Below are 25,775 nucleotides of genomic sequence, written 5' to 3' on the forward strand. Positions count from 1 at the left end.
CGGGTTACGCAGCGGGCTTCTTGTAACCCGTCACGCTCACCGACGCCAGGATCTTGTTCAGGTCCGCGTCGTACTCGCGGGACAGCCCCGCCGTGGAGAACGAGATCATCGACTGCGGCAACCACCACAGCTGGGGCTGGAACGAGTCGCCGCTCTTGCAGGTCACGCTGTAGGACGCGTACTCGAACGTCAGGCTGCCCTTGCCCGGTTCGGCGTACTTCTTCCCGTCGCTCTTGCTGGTCGGCGCCGCCGCGTCGTCGGCCCGGGTCACGCAGGTCGGTTTCGCACCGAGGGTCCAGCCCGCCTGATCCTTGAAGTCGACCTTGCGCTCGCTGTTCTTGCCGACCCAGATCCGCAGGCCCGCCCGCTCGCACGTGGTGCGCTGCGCGGCCGGCGTCGCGCTCGGCAACACGCACACCTCGGTGTCGCTGACCTGCTTGAGCTCCCACGTGGCCGGGACCGCGAACTTCATCCCCTTGATGTCCTGGGTGAAGCCGCCGGTCTTGCCGGTGAGCCTGGGTGTCTCGGCGGTCGGAGTCTTCTGCGTCTCCGGCTTCTTCTTGTCCTCGTCGCCGCCGCCGCGCAGCGCGAACGCCGCGCCGACCCCGATCACCAGGACCGCCGCCACGCCGCCGACCGCAAGCAGCAGGCGCTTGCGCCCGGCGCCGCCGCCGGACCCGCCCTGCCGGGCCGCCGCCCGACCGGTGGGCGGCGGGGTGTGGGCACCGTGGGCGGTGGGCGCCTCATGGGGATTCGTCGCGTAGCCCTGCCCGGCGGTGCCGTACTGCCCCGAGGGCGCGCCGTATCGGCCGGACGGAGCACCGTATTGCCCCGACGGCGCGCCGTATTGGCCCGAGGGTGCCCCGTACTGCCCGGAGGACTGCGGCGGGACGCCGTGCGTGCCCGAGGTCGGGGCGTCGCGGTACAGCGGCGGTTGGGTCTGGGACGCGCCGTAGGGGTCGTGCGAGGGTCGGCCGCCGGCCGGCGGGGGCGTCTGCGGCGATACGGACGGTGCGCCGAACGCGGCGGTGCCGCCCGAGCGGGCGGGACCGCGCGGCGGCTCGTACACCCGTGGCTGCGGGGGCTGCGGCGCCTGCTGCTGTTGATTCTGCTGCACCTGCCAGGGGCCGCCGGACGCGGGCGTCGTCCACAACTGCCCGATCAACGACGTGGCGTCCGCGACCGGGTCGAGCGAGGGCGCCGCGGCGTTGCCGAGCGCGCCGCGCCACACGTGGGTGACCGAGGCCAGCAACTCGCGGGCGTGCGGCCGGTAGTGCGGTTCCTTGTCGGAGGCCCGCTTGACGATCAGGCGCAGTACGTCCGGCACGCCGGACAGGTCGGCCTCCTCCTGGAGCACGCGCAGCGCGACCACCTCGGGGGCGCCGGTGCCGAACGGGATCACTCCGGTGGCGGCGTAGGTGATCAGCATCGCCCACGCGTACACGTCGGCGGCGGGCGTGCTGTCGTGGCCCTTGAAGCGTTCCGGGCTCATCCACGCCGGCGAGCCGATCATCATGCCGGTGCGGGTCAGCCCGCTGTCCTCCATGGACCGGGCGATGCCCAGGTCGAGCACGCGCGGCCCGGCGGGCGAGCAGATGATGTTCTGCGGTTTGAGGTCGCGGTGGATCACGTCCGCGTCGTGCAGCGCGACGAGCGCCTCGGCGAGCCCGGCCGCAAGCCCCATCAACTCGTCGCCGTGCATCGGGCCGCCCTGGTTGACCCGCACGTCCAGGGTCGGCCCCGGGACGTACTCGGTCGCGAACCACGGTGTCTCGGCGTCGACATCGGCGTCGAGCACCGGTGTCGTACACGTGCCCTTGATCGCGCGCAGCAGGTTGACCTCGCGCGTGAAGCGGGCCCGGAATTCGGGGTCGTCGGCGTACTGCGCGTGCACCACCTTGACCGCGACGCGGCGTTCGTAGCCGTCCAGGCCCGCGTACACCGCGCCCATTCCGCCCGCGCCGAGTCTGCCGGTGATCCGGAAGGGCCCGATGTGCTGCGGATCGCCCGGACGCAACGAACGTATCTCGGCGCCGCCATCGGCCGTCATGGACGTGCCTCCCGTGTTGGTTCGCCGGCCCGCGGCTGCGGCCGTACCGGGATGGAATCCTCTCATCCGGTCTTGTGACCTCCCCAGGGCACCGGCTGGTTCCCCGTTCGAGGGAAAAGGCTCGCCTTACCCGAGGGGGCGCGTGATAGGCCAGCGGTTGCGCCGGGTGCCGCAACGGCTCGGCGTGGGGCGACGGTTCGCGGATCGGCCGGTACGGCCGCCGAATCGCGCCGACCGGGACCGCCGTCGTCCGGCATCACTCGAAGGTATCGCCGCATCGCACCGCTTCCACGACCGAAGGGCCGAACGTGAAGATCGTCGTCGACTTCGACAAGTGCAAGAGCAACGCACTCTGCATGGCCGAGGCACCCGAGGTGTTCGAGGTTCGGGATGACAACTTCCTCTACATCCTGAACGAGAACCCGGGTGAGGAGTTGCGGCCGCAGGTGGAGGAGGCGGCCCGGGTCTGCCCGACCCGAGCCATCTCGATCCAGGAGTGACGCTCAGCCGGCCCGGGACGGCGCCTCACCCGGTCCCGGGCCGGTTCGGGTCCTCGGGCCGGGCCCCGGCGGTACGGCTCGACTGCCACCGGTCGCGCGCACCGCGGGCGCCCTGGACCACCATGCCGGACGCGCCGCGGGCCCCCTGGGCCACCGCCGCGGACGCGTTGCGCGTGACCGACCAACTCCGGGCCAGCAGCTTGACGTTCACCACGACGGTGCCGGCGGTGCGGTCGTGCCATGTGCGCCGACGCGGGCCGAGCACGGCCAGCGGGTCCAGGAAGCCGATCAGGGTCAGCAGCGCGAACAGGCCCGCCGTACCCCACTGACGCAGCGCGATCTCGTACCAGGTGAGCAACAGCGCGGCCCACGGCACCACGACGGCCACCAGGGTGCGCCGAGCCGCCCGCCAGGCGCCGACCGGCACCCGGCCGCGGACCGCCTGCGCCGACGTGCCCACCGGGACCACCTTCGCGCCGACCACGATCTTGCCCAGGGTGCGGCCGAACCGGGCGTGCATGAACCAGTCGTAGAAGGCGGGCACCAGCAGGTGCGCGAGGATCAGCAGGAGCAGCAGCGTCTTGGTGGTGCCCCACAGGCCGTCCACCGCCTCCAGCGGCGCCCGTTGGGCCTCGCCCGCCCGGCCGAAGACGACGTCCAGGAACGCGGTGCGGACCACCTTGGTGGGCAGGTCCGTGGCCTTGGTTTGGAGGTAGTGGTAGGCCAGGAACCACAGCGGCAGCACGAGCGCGGTGGTGAGCAGGTAGTCCGTGGTGCGGGCGATCAGCCGCATGCTCCGGGACGCGAGCGGGAGTTGCCCGTCGCCGGCCGACGTCGGCATCGGCATCGGCATCGCGTAGGACGGCGCGCCGGGCTGCGGGTACGCCGACGCGGGCGGTGGCGGTGGTTGCGGTAGGGGCGGTCGCCCCTGATCCGGGATCAGGGGCGGTGCGGTCGCGGGCGGTTGGTGCCAGGACAGGTGTGGATCACCGTCGACGGATGGTTGTTCCCCGTACGGCGACCCCGGCCCGCGTGGCGGCTGAGGAATCGTCATGGGCGGGACGTTATCGCGCAGATCGTCCCTTCCGTCGGATCGCTCGCGAAATCCGGGGCGGGATTCCCGCGTGCTTCGGGCGTGCTTTCGAGCGTGCTTCGGTGCGTTGCGGTGCCGTCAGCCCTCGAGTTCGCCCAGGGTCACGTTCACGGTGGCCTTGCCGCCGTCGCCGGCCCGGATCAGGCTCACCTCGACCCGGTCGCCGGGCTGCTTGCCGCCCAGCACCTCGGACAGGGCCACCACGTCGGTGATCTCCCGGCCGTCGATGGAGGTGATCACGTCGCCCTGTTGGATGCCCGCGGCCTTGGCGGCGCCGCCGTCCTGGACGGAGACCACGCCGACGCCGGTGGCCCGGCCGTTCGGCCCGGCCACGGTGCGCACCGTGACGCCGAGCGCGGCCTTGCCCGAGTTCTCCACCCTGCCGTTCTTGATGATCTGGTCGGTGATCGACTTGACCGTGTTGGCCGGGATGGCGAAGCCGATGCCCGGGGCCGCACCGCCGTTGGTCTCCGGGTCGGCCGCGGCCAGGGTCGGGATCCCGATCACCTGACTGTCCAGGTCCACCAGCGCACCACCGCTGTTGCCGGGGTTGATCGCCGCCGAGGTCTGGATCGCGCTGGAGATGGTCGCGCCCGGCGAGCCGGAGGACTGCGGCTCGCTGACGGTGCGGCCGATGGCCGAGACGATGCCCTCGGTGACGCTGGAGTCCAGACCCAGCGGGTTGCCCATGGCCATGGTGATCTGGCCGACCTGGAGCTTGCTCGAATCGGCGAACCGGGCGGGCTTCAGGTCGGCGGGCGGGTTGTCGAGGCGGATCACCGCGAGGTCGTCCGGGGCGAAGGCGGCGACGAGTTTGGCGCCGACCGGCTTGCTCGCGTTCGGGAGGGTGACCTCGAACGTGGTGGCCCGGCCGACGACATGCGCGTTCGTGACGATGTTGCCCTTGTCGTCGTAGACGACCCCGGAGCCCAGGCCGCTCTGCGTGGTGATCTGGACGACCGAGGGCAGCACATTGCGCACCACCTGCTGGTACTGCGCCTGGAGGTCGTTCGCGGGACTGTTGCTCGGAGCGGCCGAGCCGGACGCGACCTTACCGTCGGCATTGCCGCCGTCACGGCCGGAACCCTTCGTCGAGCCGTTGTCGTCGGTGCACGCACTCAGGCCGCCCAGCACGATCACAGCGGCCGTCAGCGCGACCGTGGCCCGTCGCCGCGTCGTCTCGCCCACGATGTCTCCCTCGGGTTCGGCGGCTGCCGTCGGCGACGGCCCGGTTGCCGATACCGGGTCGGGTCCCCCGAGCATTCTTCGTACTAACCCCGGGATCGGACTTTTCACCGTCCCGCCGAGGTCTGCCTCTTTCGTCATGTGCTTGTTCGTGTCAAGTTGGCCCCTCACGTCGTCCCCGCGAGCACGGAACGACGCCGCAGCGCCGGAGAGGGTGGGCACGCACATGCTGACGCTTCAGGAGATCTCGGACCGGATGGAGATCCAGGACCTGATGGTCCGGTACTCGCACGCCGTGGACACGGGCGACTGGGACGCGCTGGACACGGTCTTCACCGCCGACGCGCACATCGACTACTCGGCGATGGGCGGCTCCAAGGGCGGCCTGAAGGAGACCAAGGAGTTCCTGGCCTCGGTGATGCCGGGCTTCGGCGCGTACCAGCACCTGATCTCGAACTCGTCGATCACCGTGGACGGGGACACCGCCACGGGCCGCACCATGTGTCACAACCCGATGGTCTTCAAGGGTGATGACGACGAGACGCCGGGCCCGGTGATGTTCTGCGGTCTGTGGTACCTCGACACCTTCACACGCGTGGACGGCGAGTGGCGGATCTCCACGCGCAGCGAGGAGAAGTCCTACATGTACGTGGCCCCGACGGCATAGCGCCCACGGGCCCGAAAACTCCCGCAGCCGACGGGCGGCGACGAGGTAGCTTCGAGGCATGATCCGCGAAGCCGTCCCGGCCGACATCCCCGCCATCCACACCCTCGTGCGCGAGCTCGCCGCCTACGAGAAGTTGCTGCACGAGGTCAAGGCCACCGAGGCCCAGTTGCACACGGCCCTGTTCGCCCCGCACCCGGCGGCCTTCGCGCTGATCGCCGAGGACGACACCACGGGCGAGCCGGTCGGCCTCGCCCTGTACTTCCTGAACTTCTCCACCTGGGAGGGCGTACACGGCATCTACCTCGAAGACCTGTACGTCCGCCCGCAGGCCCGAGGCGGGGGCCACGGCAAGGCCCTCCTCCAGCGCCTGGCCGCCATCTGCACCGCCCGCGGTTACGCCCGCCTGCAATGGTCCGTCCTGGACTGGAACGAGGCCGGCATCGGCTTCTACGACGCCCTGGGCGCCACCCCCGAACGCGAATGGATCGGCTACCGCCTCGCCGGCGACGCATTGAGCGCACTCGCGAACGGCTGACGCACGCTGTCGCGGTTTATGCGGGAACGCGGGTAGTCCTTGCCCGGTTCGGGGCCGTCTTCTAGCGTCACCGTGAGGTAGTCGAGCGGACACGGAGGGCGAATCATGAAGCTGTCGCGCGTCTCGGGCGGGGATCCCGAATGTCGGTCGAACGACTGTCCGACCGTCTTCACCACCGACGAGGATGGCACGATCGCCGTCCAAGGCTTCCTCGTGGACCATCGGACGCCCGCGGGCGAAGCCGTCGTATCGCTGCCGGAGGACGTACTCCGGGAGGCCGCGCGTGCACTTGGATGGTGAGCACTGGGCCTCGTTCTTCGACTCGTTCGAACGCGAGGCCTTCAGGCTCGAGACCTTGGCCTCCTATTCCGTGCTCGGCGAGGAACAGGAATACGCTCGGTTCATGACGACCGGGCGCCTGGATCTGCCCGAGGACGACCCGTGGCTGACGAAGCTTGCTCGCTATCGGGCCGGCGGGCGCAAGGTCGTTCGGGTCCATATCGTCACGCCCCCTCTGTCCGACTACCTTCGATACGAATTCGCGGCCTACCACTACAATGTCGCCGCCGGCGAGGACGTCAGAATCCTGGACACGACCAGCCGCCAGGGAATTCCACCCATGCCTTCGGATTTCTGGATGTTCGACGACTCGAAAGTCGTCGAAATGCAGTACGACGAGCACGGGGCGCAAGTATCCCGAACCCTGCTCGAAGCACCGGATCTCGATCGGTATCAACGATCGAAGGAATCGGCGCTGACTCTGTCCGTCCCCTTCGCGGAATACGTCTCGGATTGAACTTCGATCCGCAACAGGCGGGCCGGGACCGGTTACGCCTGGCCTCTGCTCTCCGGGCTCTGCGTAGCGCAACCGGCCTTTCCGGTGAGCGCCTGGCCATCCGCTGCGGCATGTCGCAGAGCAAGATCTCCAGAATCGAGACCGGGCGTACTCTGCCGTCCATCCTCGATGTGCAACACATACTGGAAGCCCTCGGAGTGGACGCCGCCACGGCCGACGAGATTCGGCGTCTGGCGGAGATCGCGAACACCGAGTACGAGGATGTCCGCGCGTCGGTGCGCCGCGGCCTCCATCACCGACAGCGCGAGCTCGCGATGCTCGAAGCCGGCGCCGAGCATCTCCGGTATTTCCTGCCGACGATGATCACCGGCCTGCTCCAAACGCCGGAATACATGCGACAATCCTTGTCGCCCGCCGTCGACCCCACGGCCGGCGACACGGCGAGGATGATGGTCATGAAGCTCGAGCGACAATCCGTACTTCATGATCAGGGAAAACGATTCGATTTCCTCCTGACGGAATCGGCCGCTCGCTGGCAACTTTGCCGCCCTTCGGCGATGGCGCTCCAATTGGACCATCTCGTGGCAGTATCCAGACTCCCTCGGGTGCACGTACACATACTGCCACTCCGGGGGCGCGTGAACGACGCCCCGTTCAACACGTTCGTCATCTATGACGGTCACCTGGTCACCGTCGAATTGTTCAGTGGACGGCTCGTACTCCGTGATCCCAAGGATGTCGCCTACCATCGAAAATTGTTCGACTACTTTGTGGCCCGCTCGCTGTCCGGCGACGATGCTCGACGGAAGATCGAAACGTGGTCCGAATCCTTTCGGGAGCAAACCATGCAGGAGCGCGACTGAGGCTGGACACCCGACCAGCCTCCCACGTATTCATGGAATACGACTCCGAATCCGTCGAGGAGAATTCCATGGCCAAACACCGCGACCCCGCGACCGACGACGGGCACAAGCCCGAGAAGCCGGTGCCGCCGCCGATTCCGCCGGACAAGCCGGCCAACCCCGGCACCCCGAAGGGCCGGTGAGGGGAGTGTCGGCCCAGGCCAGGGCCCTGTGGCGAGCGCGGGTGAATCTGCTCCGGCAGGTGGAGGAAACCGTCGGGGAACTGCCCCAGGTGTGGCGGGAGGCGTTTCTGGGGGTGCCGCGGCATGTGTTCCTTCCGGACCTGGTGTGGCTGCGCCGACCGGACGGCGACCGGCACGAGCGCTGTGAGCGGGTTCGGGAGCCGCAGCGGTGGTGGGCGGCCGCATACGCCGATGTGCCGGTGGTCGTGCAGATGTGCGACGGCGGCAGTCCCCGACCCGACGGGGCACACTGGCCGTCGTCCTCCGCGTCCCAACCATCGATCGTGGCGGCCGCCCTCCTGGCCCTCGAAGTGGCCGACGGCCACCGGGTCTTGGAAATCGGCACGGGCACGGGATGGAACGCCGGACTGCTCGCGCACCGACTGCGTGACGATCACCGCCTGGTGACCATCGAAGTGGACCCGCATCTGGCCCGGATCGCCAGAACCCGTTTGGCGGCGCTCGGTCGGCATCCGACCGTCGTGTGGGGAGACGGCGCCGAGGGCTGGGCGACCGGCGCACCCTACGACCGAGTCTTGTCCACCGCCGCCGTTACGCACATTCCACCGGCCTGGATTCGGCAATGCCGGCCCGGAGCCGTGATCGTCACGCCCTGGGCAACCGCCTGGACCGCAAACGGCACCCTCGTGGCCACCGTGGACGCGCAGGGCCGAGCGCAGGGGCGCTTTCGCGCGGGTGGGGCGTTCATGCACCTGCGCGGACATCGCTCCCGGATCTCCGATGTGTACGAAGTCGTCTCCCCCGAACATGTCGCCGCCTCGAGCACGACGGCCGTATCGCCCTGGGACGTGGCCGGCGGCAACCTCGCCGCGGAGTTCGCGATCGGCCTGATGACCCCCGGCGTCTGGCAGCACTGGGATGAGAACCCCGACGTCGACGGCGTGCACACCCGCCTGTGGGTGGGCGACGAGGCCGGAACGTCGTGGGCAAGCGTCGACTACGACGGAAGGCGACTCGACACGTTCGCCGTCCACCAGCACGGACCACGCCGCCTGTGGAACGAGGTCGAAGCGGCCTGGTCCACGTGGTGCGCGGCCGACCGTCCGGGCATGGAAGCGTTCGGCTGGACCGTCTCCGCCGACGGCACGCAACAAGCACGAACCCCCGAATCATCCAAAGGGTTTCCGATCGGGCAGGGTGTCGCCGACCCGTCGTGGCCTCGATGAGGATGACTGTGACGAAGAATCCGGGAGGCCCACGATGCCCAACCCGCCCAAGCGGTTGGCGGAACTCTTCGACACCTTCGAACGTGAGGCGTTCCGACTGGAAACGCTGGACGACTACGGCAAGTCGGGCAACGTGGATGCCTACCGAGCCTTCCTCGCCGGGGAGCCACCACCGGCCGACTACAACGCTGCCTGGCTGTCGAAGCTTCGGAGGCACGCGGGTGCTGGGCGGCGGGTCTATCGCGTGCATGTGCTTGCTCGGCCCCTGACTCCCTATCTACGGTTCGAGTTGGGCTGGGGCTACCTGACGAACATGACGGCCGGGGAGGAGTTCTTCATCCTCGACACCACCGGACGGGCAAATCCGCTCGCCGGCGTCGCAGACTTCTGGCTCTTCGACGCGGTTACCGCATCGGTCATGAACTACGACGCCGCCGGGGCGTTCACCGGTGCCGACGTGTTGTCGGAGGAGAGAACGCGCCGATTCGTCCGCTATCGGGATATCGCGCTCGCCGAAGCCGAGCCGTTCGAAGCCTGGTGGGCCGAACATGGCGATCCGCGTGACTGACGAAGCGTCATGCATCCTGTGGGCGCGCGCGTCGTTCCGCTTCGTTCGGCCCTTCGCCGCTCCCGGGCGGCCCGTTGCCCTCATCGGGCGGATGTCCGTGCCGGCGGCGACCGCCAGGGACGGCAGTCCGGCGGCGGCAAAGACCGGGCCGGGGCGGGCGCCTTCGAACACCGCCCCGGTCCCCGCGTGGGCACCATCGCCGAACTTCCCGGCGCCGCGGGCTACTTCTTTGGCGTCGCGGCCAATCCGGTGCACGGGCGGAGCGTTTCCCGGCGGTCCAGGATGCGCTTGGACTCGGCGCCGGTCACCGGCATCGGCACTCCGCGCTTGTCGATCGAGGCGGGCGTGAACTTCTCGCCGACGACCTTGCCGTCCTTGATGGTCAGCGTCGCCACGCCGGTGTCGTTCGAGTTCGGATACGGGGACGTGCCGTACCAGAGGAAGTTGCCGTAGCCGTAGCCCACGTAGGTGTCGCCCAGCCAGCCGGCGCCCTGCATCACGTGCGCGTGCGTGCCCAGGATCGCCGCCGCGCCCGCGTCCGCGAGCTTGCGGGTCACACTCTTCTGGTCCGCACTCGGGCACTTGTCGCCCTCGATGCCCCAGTGCATGTACACGACCACCACGTCGGCCTGCTTCTTCGCGTCCCGCACCGCCTGCACCAGCCGGTCGGTCTGCAGCGCGGTCGCTATCCCGGGCTTGTTCGGCCCGGCCTGGTAGAGCTGGTTGGTGATGTCCTGCACCTGACTCGCGGCCAGGAACGCGACCTTGACGCCCTTGGCCTCCCGGATCACCGGGCGGTATGCCTGCGCCGCGTCCTTGCCGATACCGGCCACGCCGATCGGCGGATCCTGGACGGCGGCGACGGAGTCCTCCAGGCCGACCTTGCCGTAGTCCACGGCGTGGTTGTTGGCCATGCTGACCGCGTCTATCCCGACCGCCTTCAGCTCGGTCAGCGCCTTCGCCGGAGCCCGGAAGTGGTACGTCTTGTTCTCCGGCGTGCCGCGCTCGGTGATCGCACTCTCCAGGTTGACCATCGCCAGATCGGCCGCCGCGAGCGTCTTGCCGATCGGGCCCAGCGCCCCCTCGGCGCCCGCGTTCAAACGCGGCAGAGTGCGCTCGAAGAAGTGCACGTCACCCGCGAACGCAACGGATATCTCGGTGCCCGGCGCGGCCGGAGCCGACGGCGGCGCGGACCCGCCGCCGGGCGCGGCCGAGGAGCCGCCCGTACCGGCCGCCGGGTTCGCGTCCGCCGCGTTCTCGGTGCCGCCGGGCGAGTCCTCGGAGTCGGACAACAACCCGCACGAGGCGAGACCGGCGATCAGCAGCGGAGCGAGGCCGAGCGCGACGGTCCGGCGGCGGGGTATAGGCACGCGGACAAGGTAGCCCAGCGACCTACGCGCCCGTATGTACGAGGGGGCGTGACGTGAATTACCTCACCCGCGTGCAACGTTTCAGCCGTTCAGGGCCTCATAGACCCGGTCGCAGAGTTCGGGGTGCATGTCGAAGTAGCCCTCTTCGTCCACCTCGAAGGCCCCGGTCCGGAAGCTCTCGGTGACGGTGCGCAACATCAGCGGGATCGACGCGTAGACCATCGGCTCGTCCGCGCCCTGCACATAGCTCGCCACCTGGACGTCCGAGCCGTCCCAGACCGCCGCGTAGAAGTCGGCGGCCGGCGACACCAGCAGCGGCAACCACTGCACACCCTCCGGCTGGTCCATCTCGACCTCGTCCCGGAACTCCAGCGCCTCGGCCAGGCTGACCAGGACGTAGCCCGGTATGAACGATGCCTCGTCCACCAGTTGGTCCGGCTCCTCGCGGGTGCCGTCCGCCCAGCCGAACCAGGAGACCAGCTCGGCGGGAACCGCGGCGCCCACCCGGGTACGCACGGCCTCGGCCGGCAGACCCGGCTCCAGCAGGCGCACCACGGGGCGATCGAGGCCGACCAGCTCCGCCCGCACGGCGTCCAGACCTTCGTGAACGGCGTCCATGCCACGTCCCTCGCGTTGTTCGTGAGCGTTTGTTGATCCGTCTCGAATCAGAGGTCGAGGCGAAGGGATCAAGCGTGACAGACGTTCGACCGATCGGCGCACGGTGCCTTGTTTGTGCTCCGGGCGGGTAGCCGCCGAAAACAGGCGGCCGCCGAACAATCGTCCGAGTCGGTCGCGGACCGGTTTCGCACACCGTCGAAGGAGTGACCGTGGACGCGTGGTTCGACCCGATCATGTCCTTCGCGGGCTCCCCGTGGGCCTACCTGATCGTGTTCCTCACCGCGCTCCTGGACGCGATGTTGCCGATCCTGCCGAGCGAGAGCGCGCTGATCGCGTGCGGCGTGTTCGCCACCGTCACCGGCTTCTCGCCCAACCTCTTCCTGCTCATACTGGCCGGCGCGCTCGGCGCCTTCCTCGGCGACAACATCACCTACGCGATCGGCCGGTGGGCCGAACCGTTCGCGAATCGGCACATGCTCAACGGCGAGCGCGGTCGGCGGGCCCGCAAACAGGCGGAACGCTGGCTGGCCGAACGCGGCGGCGCGATGATCGTGGTCGCCCGGTACATCCCCGGCGGCCGAACCGCGGTCTCGCTGGTGGCGGGCATGGTGGAGTATCCGATCGGCCGCTTTCGGATATTCACCGCGATCGCGGGCCTGACCTGGGCCATCTACGGGGTGCTGCTGGGGTTCTGGGGCGGGACCGCGTTCAAGGACAGCCCGATCAAGGGCATCGGCGCGGGCCTGGCCACCGCCGCACTGATCACCGTGCTGGTCGAGGTCGTCCGACGGATCCTCGCGGCCCGCAGGCGCCGCGGCGGGAAGGGCGGGAACGGGCCCTCCGGCGACGAATCGAACGAGGAGCTCGAACCGCACGCCACGTGAGGGCGCACGGCGGTTCCACCATCGCTTCGCGGCGGCCGGATCGACCCGCCCGCTGCCGAGCCCGTCCCCCTCGCCGAAATGCACGAGGCCACCGGGATGTCCCCGATGGCCTCGGACCTGTTCGAATGCCCGCCCGGATTACGCCGAGGGGTACGGGAGCGGCAGCACCGCGCTCGTCGGGAGCACCTCGACCTTGAGGTCGGGGTCCGGGCCCGCGCCCTGGAAACGACCGAACTTCGGCACCGCGTTGCGCCGGTACTTGGTGGTCGAGTGCTCCGGGTCCTTGTCGAACTCGGGGATGACCTGGTTGCCGAAGAGCTCGATCATCTCGAGGTTCTCCTCGTGCGTCATGCCGTCGTTGATGCCGAAGACGAGCTGGTCACAGCCCACCTCCTGGTACGCCTTGACCTGCTCGCACACCTCGTCCGGGGTGCCGACGAGCATGTAGCCGCCCTCGATCAGCTGGTCGAGCAGCTCGTCGCCGCCCATCGAGAGGTCGAACGTGGGCGACGGCCAGGTGATCGCGTCCGCCGACTTCGGCATGGTGTCGTGGTACAGGTTCACCAGGGTGACCAGGTAGCCGCGGCCCTTGCTGAGCGCGATCTCGCGAGCGCGCTTGCGGTCGGACAGACAGATGACGGCGTTCGTCATCATCACGTTGTTGTTCTGGTAGTCGCCGACGATCTCGACCGGGTTCTCGGCGGCTTCCTTGTAGGCCTCGATGCGGCCCTTCAGGTTGTAGACCGGTTCGAAGTTGAACGCGATCGCGCCGATGCCCATCGAGCCGGCCTTGCCGAAGGTGGCCGGGTTGCCGCAGGCGACCCAGATCGGCGGGTGCGACTCGCCGTACGGCTTCGGGTGGATGTCGTGCGGGGTCGGCACCGTGAAGTGGTCGCCCTCGAACGTGTAGTCCGTCTGCGCCCACATCCGGGGGATCTCGCGAACGACCTCGTCCCACTCGGTCTTCGTCGAGTTCTTGTCCATGATGTTGAACGAGGCCATCTCGTGGCTGCCCGCGCCACGGCCGGTGCCCCACTCGAAGCGGCCCTCGGTGATGTGGTCCATCATCGCGGCGCGCTCGGCGTAGCGGACCGGGTGCTCCTTGCGCGGCGACAGGCTGTTGATGCCGGTCGCCAGGTGGATGCGCTCGGTCTTCGCCGCGACGTAGCCGATGACGACCTCGGGAGCCGACATGTGGCTGTACTCGACCAGACCGTGGTGCTCGCCGAACCAGGCGTACTTCCAGTTGTGCTTGTCGGCCTTGATGGCCAATTCCATCTCGCGCATGAGCACGAGGTGCTCGCTCGCGCGATCGTGAGCGGCCGGACCGGGGGTGTACCCGTTCAGGAAGATGCCGAACTCCACGTGGAGCCTCCCAAAATCGCCTGGTTCAACCAGCGCTGCATACGCCTGTATGAGGTCTGCGTACGGGACAGTATGCGAGCGTCGGCCGGAACTTTGTTTACACGTGGCTAACGTCACGTCAGATGCCAGGCGCCGCCCGGGACATCGAGCTGACGCATAGTCAGATCCTCTCGCGCCAAAGGCGGAAGTTCCAGGGGAACCGCCCTTTGTGGCCCGCGACACCTCTGCTCCGCCCCGGCGCAACCGGCTCGGAAACGTGGAGGAAAACACCGCTCGGCCCGAAATCGAAGGGCGGTCGACAATCGCCGCCGCCCTTTATTCGACATCGTTGTGACGCGGCGAAATGCGACGCGTCAACCCGCCTTCGTCCGCGCCAGCAGCAACGTCACGTCGTCCCGGTGACCGGTCAGGTCGGCGAGTCCGAACAAGCGCTCCGCGGTCGCCTCCAGGTCCAGGCCCCGGCTGCGCTCGAAGCGGTGCGCGAGCCGTTCCATGCCCCGGTCCAGCGCCAACTGCGGGCCCTCGACCAGCCCGTCGGTGACCAGGACCAGGGTCTCCCCGGGAGCCACCGTCAGCGTCGTGCACGGATAGCCCTGATCGGCCAGCATGCCCAGCGGCAGCCCGCCGTCGACGTCCTCGATCCGCGGCGTCCCGGCCGGATCGGCGAGCAGCAGCGGCGGATGCGCGGCCCGCGCGACCCGTAGACTGCCGGTCGCCGGGTCCAGGTAAGCCAGCGTGCAGGTGGCGTACGCGGGACCGGGAAAGCGGTCCAGGAAGTCGTTCACCAACCCGAGCGCCCGGCCGGGATCGGGAGTGACCACCGCGTACGCGTGCAGCAGGGTGCGGATCCTGGCCATGATCGGCGCGGTGCTCGCGCCGTGGCCCTGGACGTCGCCGACCACCAGCGCGACCTGGCCGTCGTCCAGCGTGAACACTTCGTACCAGTCGCCGCCCACGCCGAACTCGTCCTGCGCGGGCCGATGCCGCACGGCCAGCTCCAGGCCCGCGACCGGCTCCGGATGGGCCGGCGTGACACCCGCGCGAAACGCCTCGGCGAAGTCGCGGTACGGCGGCGGCGGAACCGGCTCCGCGCCCAACGCGCGGGTGACCCGACCGGCCACGTCCGGCGGCATCCCGCCCGCCGCGGAGGCCGCCGCGGCGTCGGCGTACCAGTCGGTGCGGATCGCCATCAGCGTGTGCGACTCCTCCTGCCACGCGTCCGTGCTGACCGTGAGGCTGCCGTCCTCGCCCTGGTACACCCGCCAGGCGGTCGCCGGGTCGTAGCGGTGGTCGCGCGTCCCCGAAGAAACCAGCAGCCGCCCGGGCCCCGCACCGACCGTGCCCATCCGCCACTCCTCACACTCAAACCCACACCAGGCCCAACGCCCAAACCCCCCCAAGGCAACGGCCACTGCGCCGAACACGCACCCGAACCCCCACACCCACCCCGCCGTACCAACCACACCCCACCCGAGCAACCCACCCAAAACCCAACCGCAGCCCAACCGAGCAACCCACCCAAACCCCACCGCAGCCCAACCGAGCAACCGAACCAAATTCAGCCCGTCCGGCGCTTGAGGACAAGCAGGCCGCAGGCCGGCCAACCCACACCGGCGGCCCCACCATTCCCAACCACAGCCCAACCGAGCAACCCGACCAAACCCAGCCCGTCCGGCGCTTGAGGACAAGCAGGCCGCAGGCCGGCCCTTGTCGACCCAGGCCCCCTGGCCACGGCAGCGCCGCGTGCGCGCCGCGGATGTCGGCCGCCCCGCCTAGCCTGAAAGGTATGTGCCGAAACATCACGACGCTCCGCGGACTCGACCCCGCCGCCACCGACGTGGAGATCGAAGCCGCCGCCCGTCAATACGTCCGCAAGGTGGGTGGCGTGCAGACCACGTCGCCCCGCACCGAGGAGGCCGTCGAGCGCGCCGTGGCCGCGATCGCCGAGGCGACGAAGGTGCTGCTCGCCGAGCTCCCCGAGCGCCGCCAACCACCCCCCACCCTCCCCCCGCTGCGCCGTCGCGAGGCCGCCGCCCGAGCCGCCGCGCAGACCCCCGCCGAGACCGCCACCGATGCCCCCGCCGAAGCCCCCGCCGGCGCCCGCTGAGACCCACGACGACCCGACGCGAGAGCCCGCCGCGACAGCCGACCGGCAGCCGACGCGACAACCCGCTCGGCGCTCCGCAAAAGCCCCGCGACACCCCCACCAAACCCTGACGAAGCACCGCATAAACCGCTTCGCAGGCCACTGTGGGGCCACTCGGATACGGGTCGGAAACGACTCGGAAAAGCCTTCGCCGGCGGGTGGTGGACACCTGCCTCGGACACCCGGTTGCCGCCCTCCACCGCGTTATGGTGGATGGTCCCCGCCGCCCCCTCCGAGGAGCCTCACACACCGTGTCTGACTCGTTCGTTCACCTGCATGTCCACACCGAATACTCGATGCTGGACGGAGCGGCGAAGAACGACAAGCTGTTCGCCGAGGTGGCCCGTCAGGGCATGCCCGCGGTGGCCATGAGCGACCACGGCAACATGTTCGGGGCCTACGAGTTCCAGGGCACGTCCAAGAAGCACGGCGTCAAGCCGATCATCGGCATCGAGGCGTACGTCGCCCCCAGCACTCGCTTCGCCCGCCGCCCCGAGTTCTGGGCGCCCGGCGGCAAACGCGCGCCGAGCGAGGACGGCGAGGGCGGCAAGGACGTCTCCGGTGGTGGCCGGTACACCCACATGACGATGTGGGCGGAGAACGCGCAGGGCCTGCGCAACCTGTTCCGGCTCTCCAGCCTGGCATCCATCGAGGGCTACTACATGAAGCCCCGGATGGACCGCGAGCTGATCGCACAGCACCACGAGGGCATCATCGCCACCACCGGCTGCCCGTCCGGCGAGGTGCAGACCCGGTTGCGCCTGGGTCAGTACGACGAGGCGATCAAGGCGGCCTCCGCGTACCAGGACATCTTCGGCAAGGAGAACTACTTCCTCGAACTGATGGACCACGGCCTCGACATCGAGCGCACGGTGCGTCAGGACCTGCTGCGGATCGCCAAGGAGTTGAACATCCCGCTCCTGGCCACCAACGACTCGCACTACGTCACCGAGGACCAGGCCGACGCGCACGACTCGCTGCTGTGCGTGGGCGTGGGCAAGAACAAGGCCGACCCGAACCGGTTCAAGTTCGCGGGCACCGGCTACTACATCAAGACCTCGGAGGAAATGCGCGCGCTGTTCGGCGAACTGCCCGAATCGTGCGACAACACCCTGGCCATCGCCGAGCGCATCCAGCCCTACGACGAGGTGTTCGCCGAGGTCAACCGGATGCCGCAGTTCGACGTCCCGGAGGGCGAGACGCAGGCGACGTACCTGCGCAAGAAGATCGCCGAGGGTCTGCAGCGGCGGTTCGGCGACAACCCGAGCCAGGAGGTGCTGGACCGGATCGAGTTGGAGATGGGCGTGATCACGCCCATGGGCTTCGACTCCTACTTCCTCGTGGTCGCCGACATCTGCCAGTACGCCCGGGACAACGGCATCCCCGTCGGCCCCGGCCGAGGCTCGGCGGCCGGTTCGATGGTGGCCTACCTCACCGGGATCACCGGCCTGAATCCGCTCGACTACGACCTGCTGTTCGAGCGCTTCCTCAACCCCGAGCGGATCAACCCGCCGGACGTCGACATCGACTTCGACGACCGCCAACGCGACCAGATGGTGCGCTACGTCACCGAGAAGTACGGCTCCGCCTACACCGCACAGGTCAACACCTTCGGCACGATCAAGGCCAAGGCCGCGATCAAGGACTCCAGCCGGATCCTGGGCTTCCCGTTCGCCACCGGCGACCGAATCACCAAGGCGTACCCGCCGGACATCATGGGCAAGTCGATGCCGCTGGCGGGCATGTTCGACAAGGACCACCCGCGCTACACCGAGGCCGGCGAGATCCGCGCGCTGTACGAGTCGGACCCCGAAGTGAAGATGGTGATCGACACCGCGCGCGGCATCGAGGGCCTGACCCGCGGCACCGGCGTGCACGCCGCCGCGGTGATCCTGTCCTCGACCCCGCTGATCGACCTGATCCCGCTGCACCGGCGGGACAAGGACGGCGTGATCATCACCGGCTTCGACTACCCGTCGTGTGAATCGATGGGTCTGGTCAAGATGGACTTCCTGGGTCTGCGGAACCTGGGCATCATCGACCACGCGATCAAAATCATCAAGGCCAACCGCGGCGTAGACGTGGACATCGAGAAGATCCCGCTCGACGACCCGACCACCTTCGAACTGCTCTCCCGCGGCGACACGTTGGGCGTGTTCCAGCTCGATGGCGGCCCCATGCGCGCGCTGCTCAAGCTGATGAAGCCGACCGAGTTCGAGGACATCTCCGCGGTCTCCGCGCTGTACCGACCCGGCCCGATGGGCATGAACTCGCACATCAACTACGCGCTGCGCAAGAACGGGCAGCAGGAAATCACGCCGATCCACCCGGAGTTGGAGAAGCCGCTCAACGAAGTCCTGGGCCCCACCTACGGCCTGATCGTGTATCAGGAGCAGGTGCAGCGTGCCGCACAGGTGTTGGCCGGCTACAGCCTGGGTCAGGCCGACCTGCTCCGCCGGGCGATGGGCAAGAAGAAGAAGGAAGTCCTGGAGAAGGAGTTCATCCCGTTCCAGGCGGGTTGCCGCGAACGCGGTTACGGCGACGAGGCGATCCAGGCGGTGTGGGACGTGCTGGTCCCGTTCGCCGGCTACGCGTTCAACAAGTCGCACTCCGCCGCCTATGGCCTGGTGTCCTACCAGACGGCCTATCTCAAGGCGAACTTCCCCGCCGAGTACATGGCCGCGCTGCTCACCTCGGTGGGCGACGAAAAGGACAAGATGGGCATGTACCTGGCCGACGCCAGGTCGGCGGGCATCCGGGTGCTCTCGCCCGACGTCAACGAGTCGGTGGCCGACTTCACCGCCGTCGGCTCGGACGTACGGTTCGGCCTGCGGGCGATCCGCAACGTGGGCGACAACGTCATCAACGACATCGTCGAAGCGCGCACCAGCAAGGGGAAGTTCAACTCCTTCGCCGACTTCCTGACCAAGATCGGCCTGCCCGCGTGCAACAAGCGCGCGATCGAATCGCTGGTCAAGGCCGGTTCGTTCGATGCGCTCGGGCACACCCGTCGGGCCCTGGTCGACGTACACGAGCAGGCCCTGGACGCGGTGGTGGGCCTGAAGAAGCAGGAGGCCGCGGGCCAGTACGACCTGTTCGGCGGCGGCGACGAGGCCGCCGAACAACCGGCCGTCGGACTCGACTTCACGCTCACCGACCAGGAATGGCCGCGCAAGCTCAAGCTGGCCACCGAGCGCGAGATGCTCGGCCTGTACGTCTCCGCGCACCCGCTCGACGGCGCCGAGCACATCCTGTCCCGCCACCGCGACACCTCGATCACCGAGCTGAAGAACTCCGGCCGCACCGAGGGTCAGGTACAGCTCGCCGGCCTGATCACCGGCATCCAGCGCAAGGTCAACAAGAGCGGTTCGCCGTGGGCGATGATCAACCTCGCCGACCACGACGGCGAGATCGAGGTGCTGTTCTTCCCGCAGTCCTACACGCTCGTCGCACACGCGCTGGAGGAGGACGTCGCGGTCAGCATCAAGGGCCGGCTCAACGAGCGCGACGGCGCGCTGAGCGTGTTCGGCTCCGAACTGGTCCCGCTGGACATCGGCTCGGCCGAACACGGCGGCAAGGCTCCGGTGTGCCTGCGGCTGCCCACCACCAAGGTCAACGAGAAGCTGGTGAAGGACATCAAGCGGGTGCTCTCCTCGCACCCCGGGGACAACCCGGTGCACCTGATCCTGGAGAGCGCACGCATGCGCACCCGCTACAACCTCGACTTCCGGGTCAACCCGGAGGGCGGCCTCGCGGGCGAGATCAAGTCGATGCTGGGCGCGGGAGTCTGGAGCATCTGAGCCGGCCCGGACCGACGGAAGTCGGACGACCCGGAACCCGCGGGAGCGACCGAGGGGTCGGGATCACGAGAGCGCGTCTCGTGATCCCGACCCCTCGGTCGTCTCCCGGCCGTCGGCCGGGTGAGCAACGCTCGGGCACGCGACACTCGGCACGCGACGCTGGGACACGCCTTCTTCCGGCGTTCGACACTCGGGCACGCAGCCCTCAGGCGCCCGGGCCCTCGGCGCTCAGGCGTGCGCCCGGTCGTACTCCTCGCGTGCGGCCAGCACCTGTGCCATGTGCCCCTCCAGGTGCCGGATCAGATCGAGCAGCTTGGCCGCCGTCGCGGCGCCCAGTTCGGTGAGCGTGTACTCGACCCGGGGCGGGATCGCGCTGTGCACCTCGCGAAGCACGAAGCCGTCTCGCTCCAGCGCCTGAAGGGTCTGCGCCAGCATCTTCTCGCTGACCCCGTCGACCCGACGGCGCAGCGCGTTGAAACGCAGCGGCCCGTCGAACAGCCCGCCCAGGACCAGCACGCCCCAGCGGCCGGTGATGTGCTCCATCGCCCCCCGCGAGACGCATGCCCTGGCGAACACGTCGAACTCGAACTCCGGGGTCGGGTCCGGCCCGGTCTCGGTCACGGTTTCCATCGCTGCCCCCTTCGTCGTCTGCACCTGCGGCTGCGTCGGCACGTACCGAGGCTACCTCCGCGTCAGCGCTTCCGAAAGCACTGCACTCTCTCAGAGCTTGCGCTTTCAAAAAGTTAGTGCCATCGTTTGGGCAGCGGCCGGACGACGGGTTCGGCGCGGAAGAGAGGAACTCGCCATGATCGTCGTCACCGGAGCCACCGGGCAGTTCGGCCGCCTCGTCATCGACGCCCTCCTGGAGCGCGGCACCCCGGCCTCGGAGATCGTCGCCGCGGTACGCACGCCGGCCCGGGCCGCCGACCTCGCGGCCCGCGGAGTCGAGGTGCGCGAGGCGGACTACACGCGGCCCGAGACGCTGGTGCCGGCCTTCACCGGTGCGGACAAGCTGCTGTTCGTGTCCTCCAACGGTCCCGAGGCGGACCGGATCGCACAGCACACCGCCGTGGTCGCCGCCGCCGCCGAGGCCCGGGTCGGCCTGCTGCTCTACACCTCGCTCTACGCCGCGGACAAGAGCCCGCTCGGCCTGGCCCGGGTGCACCGCGACACCGAAGTCCGCATCGCCGCCACCGGCCTGCCCAGCGTGCTGCTGCGCAACAGCTGGTACACGGAGAACTACACCGGCTCGCTGGCCGACGCCGTCGAGCGCGGTGCGATCGCGGGCTCCGCCGGCGAGGGCCGGGTCGCCTCCGCCGCCCGCGCCGACTACGCCGAGGCCGCGGCCGTCGTGCTGCTGAGCGAGGACCAGGCCGGGAAGGTGTACGAGTTCACCGGCGACACCAACTGGAGCCTGGCCGAGTTGGCCGCCGAGGCGGCTAAGCAGAGCGGCAAGGACGTCGTGTACGCGAACCTGCCGGCCGAGCAGTACACCGAGATCCTCAACGGCGCCGGCCTCCCGCCGTTCCTCGTCGAGCTGCTCGTGGACTCCGACGTGCAGATCGCCGGCGGCGCGCTCGAAGGCATCACCGGCGATCTGTCCGGCCTGCTCGGCCGCCCGACCACGCCGCTCGCGGACACGGTCTCGGTGGCGCTGAAGGGCTGACCGCACCCTCGACGCGGTTACGGACGCGGGTAAAGACGCGGGTGCAAGGAAGCGCCCCCGAGCACGGCATCGAGCCGCCTCGGGGGCGCTTTCGGGGTGTGCCGTGGGCTCGTGGGCGCTGCCGTCGGTGCAGGTTGCGCGGGTCGCAGGCGCCGCGCGTATCGCGAGATGCGTTCCCGTCCCGCGTCGCACCGACGCCGCGCACCGGCGCACCGGCATCACCGAATGAGCGGCTAATCGAGGTCGATCCCGAAGGGCGCAGCGTCACCTACGCGGTGATCGGCGGCAGCGCCACGCCCACCCACGACCGGGCGACCATGCGGGTGCGGCCGACGGCCGCCGGCCGCTGCACGTTCGGCTGGACCCGTGAGGTGCTCCCCGACGGTCTCGCCGAGCCGATGCGGCAGGCGATGGCGTACGGCGCCGACCTGGTCAAGAGCACGATGGAGGACAGGTCCCGGGCGGCCGGGCGGGCAGGTTGAGCCCGGCCGGCCGCCTCGGGATCAACCCAGTTCGGCCTCGATCAGGTCGGCTGCCCGGGCCGTGCCGCCCTCCGCGATCGCGTCTTCCCGCAGTCGGGCCGAGCGGGCGGCCACCTCCGGGTTCGAGGTCAGGTCGAGGAGGGCGCCGCGCAGCGCCTCCGGGGTGGCATCCGCGGTGTCCAGGCGGCGGGCCACGCCCAGTTCGACCAGGCGATCCGCGTTGGCGAACTGCTCGGCGCCCTGCGGTACGGCGATCATCGGCACGCCGGTCGTCAGCCCCTCGCCGCAGCCGCCCATGCCGGCGTGCGTGACGAACGCGTCGGCCTGCCGCAGAATGGCCAACTGCGGTACCCAGGAATGCAGTTCCACGTTGCCCGGAATCGTGCCGAGGTCCTCCGGGTCGGTGTGCCGGCCGATCTGGAGCACCACATGCCACCCCGGCAGGTCGCCGAAGGCCGCGAGGCACCGCCGGTAGAACTCCGGCTGCCGGGTGAACGCCGAACCCAGCGAGATCAACAGCACCCGCTCCACTCCGACCGGGCGGGTCCACTCCCCCTGGTCCGCGCGATGCCCGAGACACGGTCCGACGAAGTCGACCACGGCCGGGTCCACGAGCGCCGCGTTCGGCTGCATCGCGCGCGAGACCGTGGCCACGACCCGGCGGGGCCGGCCGCCGAACAGGTCCACGTCGGTGGTGGTCGCGCCGGAGTCCTCGAGCCAGGCCGCGAATCGCGCCCAGTACGCGTCCGCGCCCGGCAGTTGCTTCATCCCGGGCAGCACCTCGTCCTCGTAGCCCCGCCAGGCCACGTACGTCGGCGAGATCTGCACGATCGGCCGATCCTGGCGCTCGGCCAGGGCCCGGGCGGCGTAGGCGCCGATGTCGTAGAGGTACAGATCCGCCGGATCGTGGTCGTACGCCGCGCGCAACTGCGGCAGCGCCTGGATCGCGTCGTCCAGGAAGGTGCCCATCGCGGCGATCGGATCGGCCGGCCAGTCGTTGTCGCCGACCGGCAACGTGGAGCGGTACGGCACCAACTCGGCCCCGGTCGGCGCGATCAGGTCGGCGACGACGGGGTCGTTGGCATAGCTGACGCGATGGCCACGATCGGCCAGTTCGCGGATGACTTCGAGGCTGGGCAGTACATGGCTGACGGCGGGGACGCCGATCATCGCGATGTGGGCACGGCGACGCTGGGACATGCGAGCTCTCGTTTCGAATCTACGGCGGGGTGGACACACAGCCCGACGACCCGGGCGTCGACGCGTACGTCACGCGCGACCCGGTGCGGGCGGATCGAGGGCACAGCCCTCGCCGGAGTCAGCCGTAGATCTGTTGGAAGCACATGCGCACGACGGTATCCCGGGTGTTCGTCCCGAACCAACCGACTTTCCGGAACCGCCGCATCGGTGACCGGGACGGCGTAATCACCGTGAGCCGGCCCAGGATTCACGACGGCGCGCGCGGAGTCCCCTCGTGACGAGGCACTCGAGCCGAGGTTGACGCCCGCACTCGACGGCGGGCGGTTCGGGAGCGGCCATGCACGGCTGTGCGCTGCGCAGCGCGGCAGCGGAATCCGGCCGAGGCGGCCACGCCGCGGACGATCACGCGTTCGCGTGTCGATCGCCGCGCCGACACGCCGGGGAATCCCGAATCGGCGTGCGCCCGGGGCCATCCGTCGCCAACGGGACGGGGCGTTCGGGGAGTCGCACAAAACCACCCGTTTGACTCCCGGTAATTGTGATCAGCGGATGATCTCATTGCGGACATTGGGCGATGAATTGCACTGATTCGCGCCCTTTGTCCCACGGGCGAGCACGTCCACGCACCTCCGAACAACGCGCTCGCCCACCCCTCGTCGCCCCGACGCCTGTGGCAACCCCGTCCCGGAACGCGTCTGCCCGCCGGTCGTTCGACGGCGACACCGAGTATGCGAAAGGCCCAGTTCATGGCAATCGATGGTGCTCGTTCCACGGGCTTCCGAGAACCGAGGCATTCCCGATCCGCCGCGTTGGCGGCGATCATTCTCGGGATGGTGCTACTGGCCTCGGCCGCCCTCGTGTCGATAGCGCCCGGCGCACGTGCGGCGGGACCCGCCACGGTCCTCCTGGGGACGGCGGACAGCTACGCGGTGCTGGGCGGGCAGACCGTCACCAACACCGGCCCCAGCGTCATCAGCGGGAACGTGGGCGTCAGCCCCGGCTCCTCGGTCGTCGGCTTTCCCCCGGGAATCGTCATCAACGGCACCATCCAAACAGCCCCGGCGGCAGACGGGCCGCAGGCGGACCTGACCATCGCCTACAACGACGCCGCCGGACGGGCCCCGACCGCGAGCGTTGCGGGAGACCTCGTCGGTCAGACGCTGGTCGCCGGCGTCTACAAGTCCACCGGGCCGCTCAGCCTCACCGGCACCGTCACCCTCGACGCACAGGGCGACCCGAACGCGGTCTTCATCTTCCAGATCGCGGAGACTCTGATCACCGGGTCCTCCAGCACCGTCGCACTCATCAACGGCGCCCAGGCGTGCAACGTCTTCTGGCAGGTCGGCAGTTCGGCCACGCTCGGGACGGGCACCAGCTTCAAGGGCACGATCATGGCGTTGACCTCCATCTCGGTCACCACCGGAGCGACCATCGAGGGCCGAGCCCTCGCCCGCAACGGCTCGACCACCCTGGACACCAACGTCATCACCAAGCCGACCTGCATCATCGGCCCGAGCGGCTCGCCCGGACCGAGCGGGCCTCCGGGACCGAGCGGGCCTCCCGGACCCAGCGGACCTCCGGGACCCAGCGGGCCGCCCGGGTCGCCCGGGGCTCCCGGCTCACCTGGCGCTCCCGGCTCGCCTGGCGCTCCCGGTTCCCCCGGGGCACCCGGCTCTCCCGGCGCACCCGGCTCCCCCGGCGCACCCGGCTCGCCTGGTGCACCCGGCTCCCCGGGTCCGGCGGGTCCGGCAGGCCCCGCAGGCCCGGCAGGCCCGGCGGGCCCCTCGGGTCCGGCAGGCCCGGCAGGTCCCTCGGGTCCGGCAGGCCCGGGAGGACCGGGAGCCACCTCGAGCCCCGGCGCTTCCACTCCGCCCGCGTCGGGTCGCCCCACCGACTCGCACCGACCCACCCATGGAGCCGGGTCCCACGGACCGGGTAACGGCGGTCCCCAACGGCCCACCCACGCAGCGGAATCCCAAGCACCGGGTAACGGCGGTCCTCAACGGCCCACCCACGCGGCGGACGCCCAAGCACCGGGTAACGGCGGCCCCGCCCACCACCGCGGTGACGCCGCGAACGACAAGGCCCCGCAGAATGCGCCCGCACCCGGAGCCCACCCGCAACTGGCGGCCACCGGTTCGAACAACTTCGTCGGTCCGATGGCCGGCATCGGAGCCGCAATCCTGGCTCTGGGCGCCCTCGTCCTGATCCTCCAGCGCAAGCGCCGCACCGATCGCACCGAATCGGGAGGCATCGACGGATAACGTAACGATCCGGCGGTGAGGCCCACACCGCCACAGCCATCCGCCCCCGGCCGCGTCCGAAAAGGACTGCGGACGGGGGCGGATCGCGTCCCCGGACCCTGCTGGCCACACTCGCCCGTACCGGCAGCGGCCCCGGCGACGGACAACTCGCCGAGCGCGCGGCAACCCGCCGCACTCTCGTGATGCCGCGCAAACGGAGCACCACGATGTCCCGGATCCCCTGATCGATTCACGACTCATTGGGAACTTTTCCGGTCATCGATCGAGTACGCTGCGTAGCGGGACGTCCCGGCTGCGGAAGATGAAGCCGGGGCG

24 protein-coding genes are annotated in these 25,775 nt (G+C 69.6%); 15 read left to right on the plus strand and 9 right to left on the minus strand.

Translation table 11 applies throughout. From position 1 onward, the window contains the following. Positions 1 to 4: 4 nt before the first annotated feature. A complete protein-coding gene (locus ACZOOI_RS12695; protein ID WP_465280751.1) occupies positions 5 to 2,050 on the minus strand; it encodes a serine/threonine protein kinase in 2,046 nt (681 codons plus the stop codon). A 308-nt stretch (positions 2,051 to 2,358) separates the two neighbouring features. Here ACZOOI_RS12695 and ACZOOI_RS12700 point away from each other — a divergent pair, with 308 nt between their 5' ends. Beyond that, entirely contained in the window at positions 2,359 to 2,550 is a 192-nt protein-coding gene (locus tag ACZOOI_RS12700; RefSeq protein WP_465280752.1) for a ferredoxin, read from the plus strand. A 25-nt stretch (positions 2,551 to 2,575) separates the two neighbouring features. On the opposite strand, the gene ACZOOI_RS12705 is transcribed toward ACZOOI_RS12700, so the two are convergent. Both ACZOOI_RS12705 and ACZOOI_RS12710 read right to left on the minus strand, forming a co-directional pair. Further along, positions 2,576 to 3,604 carry an RDD family protein gene (locus ACZOOI_RS12705; RefSeq protein WP_465280753.1) on the minus strand — a complete coding sequence of 343 codons (1,029 nt, stop codon included), beginning with the start codon at positions 3,602 to 3,604 and terminating at the stop codon, positions 2,576 to 2,578. Positions 3,605 to 3,721: 117 nt separating this feature from the next. Then, complete coding sequence (locus ACZOOI_RS12710) at positions 3,722 to 4,831, minus strand: S1C family serine protease (RefSeq protein WP_465280754.1); 1,110 nt, start codon at positions 4,829 to 4,831, stop codon at positions 3,722 to 3,724. Between the two features lie 223 nt (positions 4,832 to 5,054). On the opposite strand from ACZOOI_RS12710, the gene ACZOOI_RS12715 reads away from it, so the two are divergent. The 8 genes from ACZOOI_RS12715 to ACZOOI_RS12750 all read left to right on the plus strand — a co-directional run bounded on the left by ACZOOI_RS12715 (position 5,055) and on the right by ACZOOI_RS12750 (position 9,665). Further along, positions 5,055 to 5,495, plus strand: coding sequence for a nuclear transport factor 2 family protein (locus ACZOOI_RS12715; RefSeq protein ID WP_391588073.1), 441 nt, complete (start codon positions 5,055 to 5,057; stop codon positions 5,493 to 5,495). Positions 5,496 to 5,553: 58 nt separating this feature from the next. Further along, positions 5,554 to 6,030, plus strand: a complete 477-nt coding sequence (locus tag ACZOOI_RS12720; RefSeq protein WP_465280755.1) for a GNAT family N-acetyltransferase — start codon at positions 5,554 to 5,556, stop codon at positions 6,028 to 6,030. 105 nt (positions 6,031 to 6,135) lie between these two features. Next, on the plus strand, positions 6,136 to 6,330 hold the full coding sequence (locus ACZOOI_RS12725) for a hypothetical protein (RefSeq protein ID WP_465280756.1): 195 nt from the start codon (positions 6,136 to 6,138) through the stop codon (positions 6,328 to 6,330). Beyond that, positions 6,314 to 6,826: a DUF6879 family protein gene (locus ACZOOI_RS12730; RefSeq protein ID WP_465280757.1), complete on the plus strand. Its 513-nt coding sequence runs from the start codon at positions 6,314 to 6,316 to the stop codon at positions 6,824 to 6,826. Before ACZOOI_RS12725 ends, ACZOOI_RS12730 begins: the two co-directional genes overlap by 17 nt. After that, positions 6,823 to 7,689: a helix-turn-helix domain-containing protein gene (locus ACZOOI_RS12735; RefSeq protein WP_465280758.1), complete on the plus strand. Its 867-nt coding sequence runs from the start codon at positions 6,823 to 6,825 to the stop codon at positions 7,687 to 7,689. The genes ACZOOI_RS12730 and ACZOOI_RS12735 overlap by 4 nt, the downstream gene beginning before the upstream one ends. A 32-nt stretch (positions 7,690 to 7,721) precedes the next feature. Continuing rightward, positions 7,722 to 7,871 (plus strand): hypothetical protein, encoded by a 150-nt coding sequence (locus tag ACZOOI_RS12740; protein ID WP_465280759.1) that lies wholly within the window; start codon positions 7,722 to 7,724, stop codon positions 7,869 to 7,871. A gap of 59 nt (positions 7,872 to 7,930) precedes the next feature. Continuing rightward, the gene (locus tag ACZOOI_RS12745) at positions 7,931 to 9,097 is read left to right on the plus strand and encodes a methyltransferase domain-containing protein (RefSeq protein WP_465280760.1); all 1,167 of its coding nucleotides are present in this window, start codon (positions 7,931 to 7,933) and stop codon (positions 9,095 to 9,097) included. A gap of 34 nt (positions 9,098 to 9,131) precedes the next feature. Next, the gene (locus tag ACZOOI_RS12750; RefSeq protein WP_465280761.1) at positions 9,132 to 9,665 is read left to right on the plus strand and encodes a DUF6879 family protein; all 534 of its coding nucleotides are present in this window, start codon (positions 9,132 to 9,134) and stop codon (positions 9,663 to 9,665) included. Positions 9,666 to 9,886: 221 nt separating this feature from the next. Here ACZOOI_RS12750 and ACZOOI_RS12755 read toward each other — a convergent pair whose 3' ends face one another. Further along, on the minus strand, positions 9,887 to 11,035 hold the full coding sequence (locus ACZOOI_RS12755; protein ID WP_465280762.1) for a CapA family protein: 1,149 nt from the start codon (positions 11,033 to 11,035) through the stop codon (positions 9,887 to 9,889). Positions 11,036 to 11,116: 81 nt separating this feature from the next. Then, entirely contained in the window at positions 11,117 to 11,653 is a 537-nt protein-coding gene (locus ACZOOI_RS12760) for a hypothetical protein (RefSeq protein WP_391588067.1), read from the minus strand. Positions 11,654 to 11,862: 209 nt separating this feature from the next. On the opposite strand from ACZOOI_RS12760, the gene ACZOOI_RS12765 reads away from it, so the two are divergent. Next, a complete protein-coding gene (locus ACZOOI_RS12765; protein WP_465280763.1) occupies positions 11,863 to 12,537 on the plus strand; it encodes a DedA family protein in 675 nt (224 codons plus the stop codon). 138 nt (positions 12,538 to 12,675) lie between these two features. Here ACZOOI_RS12765 and ACZOOI_RS12770 read toward each other — a convergent pair whose 3' ends face one another. Next, the gene (locus ACZOOI_RS12770; RefSeq protein ID WP_391588065.1) at positions 12,676 to 13,902 is read right to left on the minus strand and encodes an LLM class flavin-dependent oxidoreductase; all 1,227 of its coding nucleotides are present in this window, start codon (positions 13,900 to 13,902) and stop codon (positions 12,676 to 12,678) included. A 353-nt stretch (positions 13,903 to 14,255) separates the two neighbouring features. Next, positions 14,256 to 15,248, minus strand: coding sequence for a PP2C family protein-serine/threonine phosphatase (locus ACZOOI_RS12775; protein WP_465280764.1), 993 nt, complete (start codon positions 15,246 to 15,248; stop codon positions 14,256 to 14,258). A gap of 440 nt (positions 15,249 to 15,688) precedes the next feature. On the opposite strand from ACZOOI_RS12775, the gene ACZOOI_RS12780 reads away from it, so the two are divergent. Both ACZOOI_RS12780 and dnaE read left to right on the plus strand, forming a co-directional pair. Next, a complete protein-coding gene (locus ACZOOI_RS12780) occupies positions 15,689 to 16,009 on the plus strand; it encodes a DUF2277 domain-containing protein (protein WP_465280765.1) in 321 nt (106 codons plus the stop codon). 290 nt (positions 16,010 to 16,299) lie between these two features. Next, on the plus strand, positions 16,300 to 19,848 hold the full coding sequence (gene dnaE, locus ACZOOI_RS12785) for a DNA polymerase III subunit alpha (RefSeq protein WP_465280766.1): 3,549 nt from the start codon (positions 16,300 to 16,302) through the stop codon (positions 19,846 to 19,848). A gap of 228 nt (positions 19,849 to 20,076) precedes the next feature. Here the strand turns inward: dnaE and ACZOOI_RS12790 are convergent, their stop codons facing one another. Continuing rightward, positions 20,077 to 20,478, minus strand: coding sequence for a winged helix-turn-helix transcriptional regulator (locus tag ACZOOI_RS12790; protein WP_465280767.1), 402 nt, complete (start codon positions 20,476 to 20,478; stop codon positions 20,077 to 20,079). A 175-nt stretch (positions 20,479 to 20,653) separates the two neighbouring features. Here ACZOOI_RS12790 and ACZOOI_RS12795 point away from each other — a divergent pair, with 175 nt between their 5' ends. Together ACZOOI_RS12795 and ACZOOI_RS12800 are read left to right on the plus strand one after the other, a co-directional pair. Next, positions 20,654 to 21,514: an NAD(P)H-binding protein gene (locus ACZOOI_RS12795; RefSeq protein WP_465280768.1), complete on the plus strand. Its 861-nt coding sequence runs from the start codon at positions 20,654 to 20,656 to the stop codon at positions 21,512 to 21,514. A 98-nt stretch (positions 21,515 to 21,612) separates the two neighbouring features. Next, positions 21,613 to 21,996: an SRPBCC family protein gene (locus ACZOOI_RS12800; protein ID WP_465281175.1), complete on the plus strand. Its 384-nt coding sequence runs from the start codon at positions 21,613 to 21,615 to the stop codon at positions 21,994 to 21,996. 21 nt (positions 21,997 to 22,017) lie between these two features. Here ACZOOI_RS12800 and ACZOOI_RS12805 read toward each other — a convergent pair whose 3' ends face one another. Next, positions 22,018 to 23,196, minus strand: coding sequence for a macrolide family glycosyltransferase (locus ACZOOI_RS12805; protein WP_465280769.1), 1,179 nt, complete (start codon positions 23,194 to 23,196; stop codon positions 22,018 to 22,020). An 830-nt stretch (positions 23,197 to 24,026) separates the two neighbouring features. Between ACZOOI_RS12805 and ACZOOI_RS12810 the strand changes: the two genes are divergently transcribed. Further along, the gene (locus ACZOOI_RS12810) at positions 24,027 to 25,460 is read left to right on the plus strand and encodes an ice-binding family protein (RefSeq protein WP_465280770.1); all 1,434 of its coding nucleotides are present in this window, start codon (positions 24,027 to 24,029) and stop codon (positions 25,458 to 25,460) included. The last annotated feature ends 315 nt before the right edge of the window (positions 25,461 to 25,775 follow it).

The sequence above is a fragment of the Embleya sp. L77 genome, assembly GCF_055557415.1.

Bases quoted from the DNA above. Each gene is read 5' to 3' on its own strand.
- ACZOOI_RS12705 (WP_465280753.1), bottom strand. From the start codon at position 3,604: ATGACGATTCCTCAGCCGCCACGCGGGCCGGGGTCGCCGTACGGGGAA.
- ACZOOI_RS12740 (WP_465280759.1), top strand. From the start codon at position 7,722: ATGGAATACGACTCCGAATCCGTCGAGGAGAATTCCATGGCCAAACAC.
- ACZOOI_RS12725 (WP_465280756.1), top strand. From the start codon at position 6,136: ATGAAGCTGTCGCGCGTCTCGGGCGGGGATCCCGAATGTCGGTCGAAC.
- ACZOOI_RS12780 (WP_465280765.1), top strand. From the start codon at position 15,689: ATGTGCCGAAACATCACGACGCTCCGCGGACTCGACCCCGCCGCCACC.
- ACZOOI_RS12695 (WP_465280751.1), bottom strand. From the start codon at position 2,050: ATGACGGCCGATGGCGGCGCCGAGATACGTTCGTTGCGTCCGGGCGAT.
- ACZOOI_RS12720 (WP_465280755.1), top strand. From the start codon at position 5,554: ATGATCCGCGAAGCCGTCCCGGCCGACATCCCCGCCATCCACACCCTC.
- ACZOOI_RS12775 (WP_465280764.1), bottom strand. From the start codon at position 15,248: ATGGGCACGGTCGGTGCGGGGCCCGGGCGGCTGCTGGTTTCTTCGGGG.
- ACZOOI_RS12760 (WP_391588067.1), bottom strand. From the start codon at position 11,653: ATGGACGCCGTTCACGAAGGTCTGGACGCCGTGCGGGCGGAGCTGGTC.
- ACZOOI_RS12790 (WP_465280767.1), bottom strand. From the start codon at position 20,478: ATGGAAACCGTGACCGAGACCGGGCCGGACCCGACCCCGGAGTTCGAG.
- ACZOOI_RS12810 (WP_465280770.1), top strand. From the start codon at position 24,027: ATGGTGCTACTGGCCTCGGCCGCCCTCGTGTCGATAGCGCCCGGCGCA.
- ACZOOI_RS12750 (WP_465280761.1), top strand. From the start codon at position 9,132: ATGCCCAACCCGCCCAAGCGGTTGGCGGAACTCTTCGACACCTTCGAA.
- ACZOOI_RS12795 (WP_465280768.1), top strand. From the start codon at position 20,654: ATGATCGTCGTCACCGGAGCCACCGGGCAGTTCGGCCGCCTCGTCATC.
- ACZOOI_RS12715 (WP_391588073.1), top strand. From the start codon at position 5,055: ATGCTGACGCTTCAGGAGATCTCGGACCGGATGGAGATCCAGGACCTG.
- ACZOOI_RS12805 (WP_465280769.1), bottom strand. From the start codon at position 23,196: ATGTCCCAGCGTCGCCGTGCCCACATCGCGATGATCGGCGTCCCCGCC.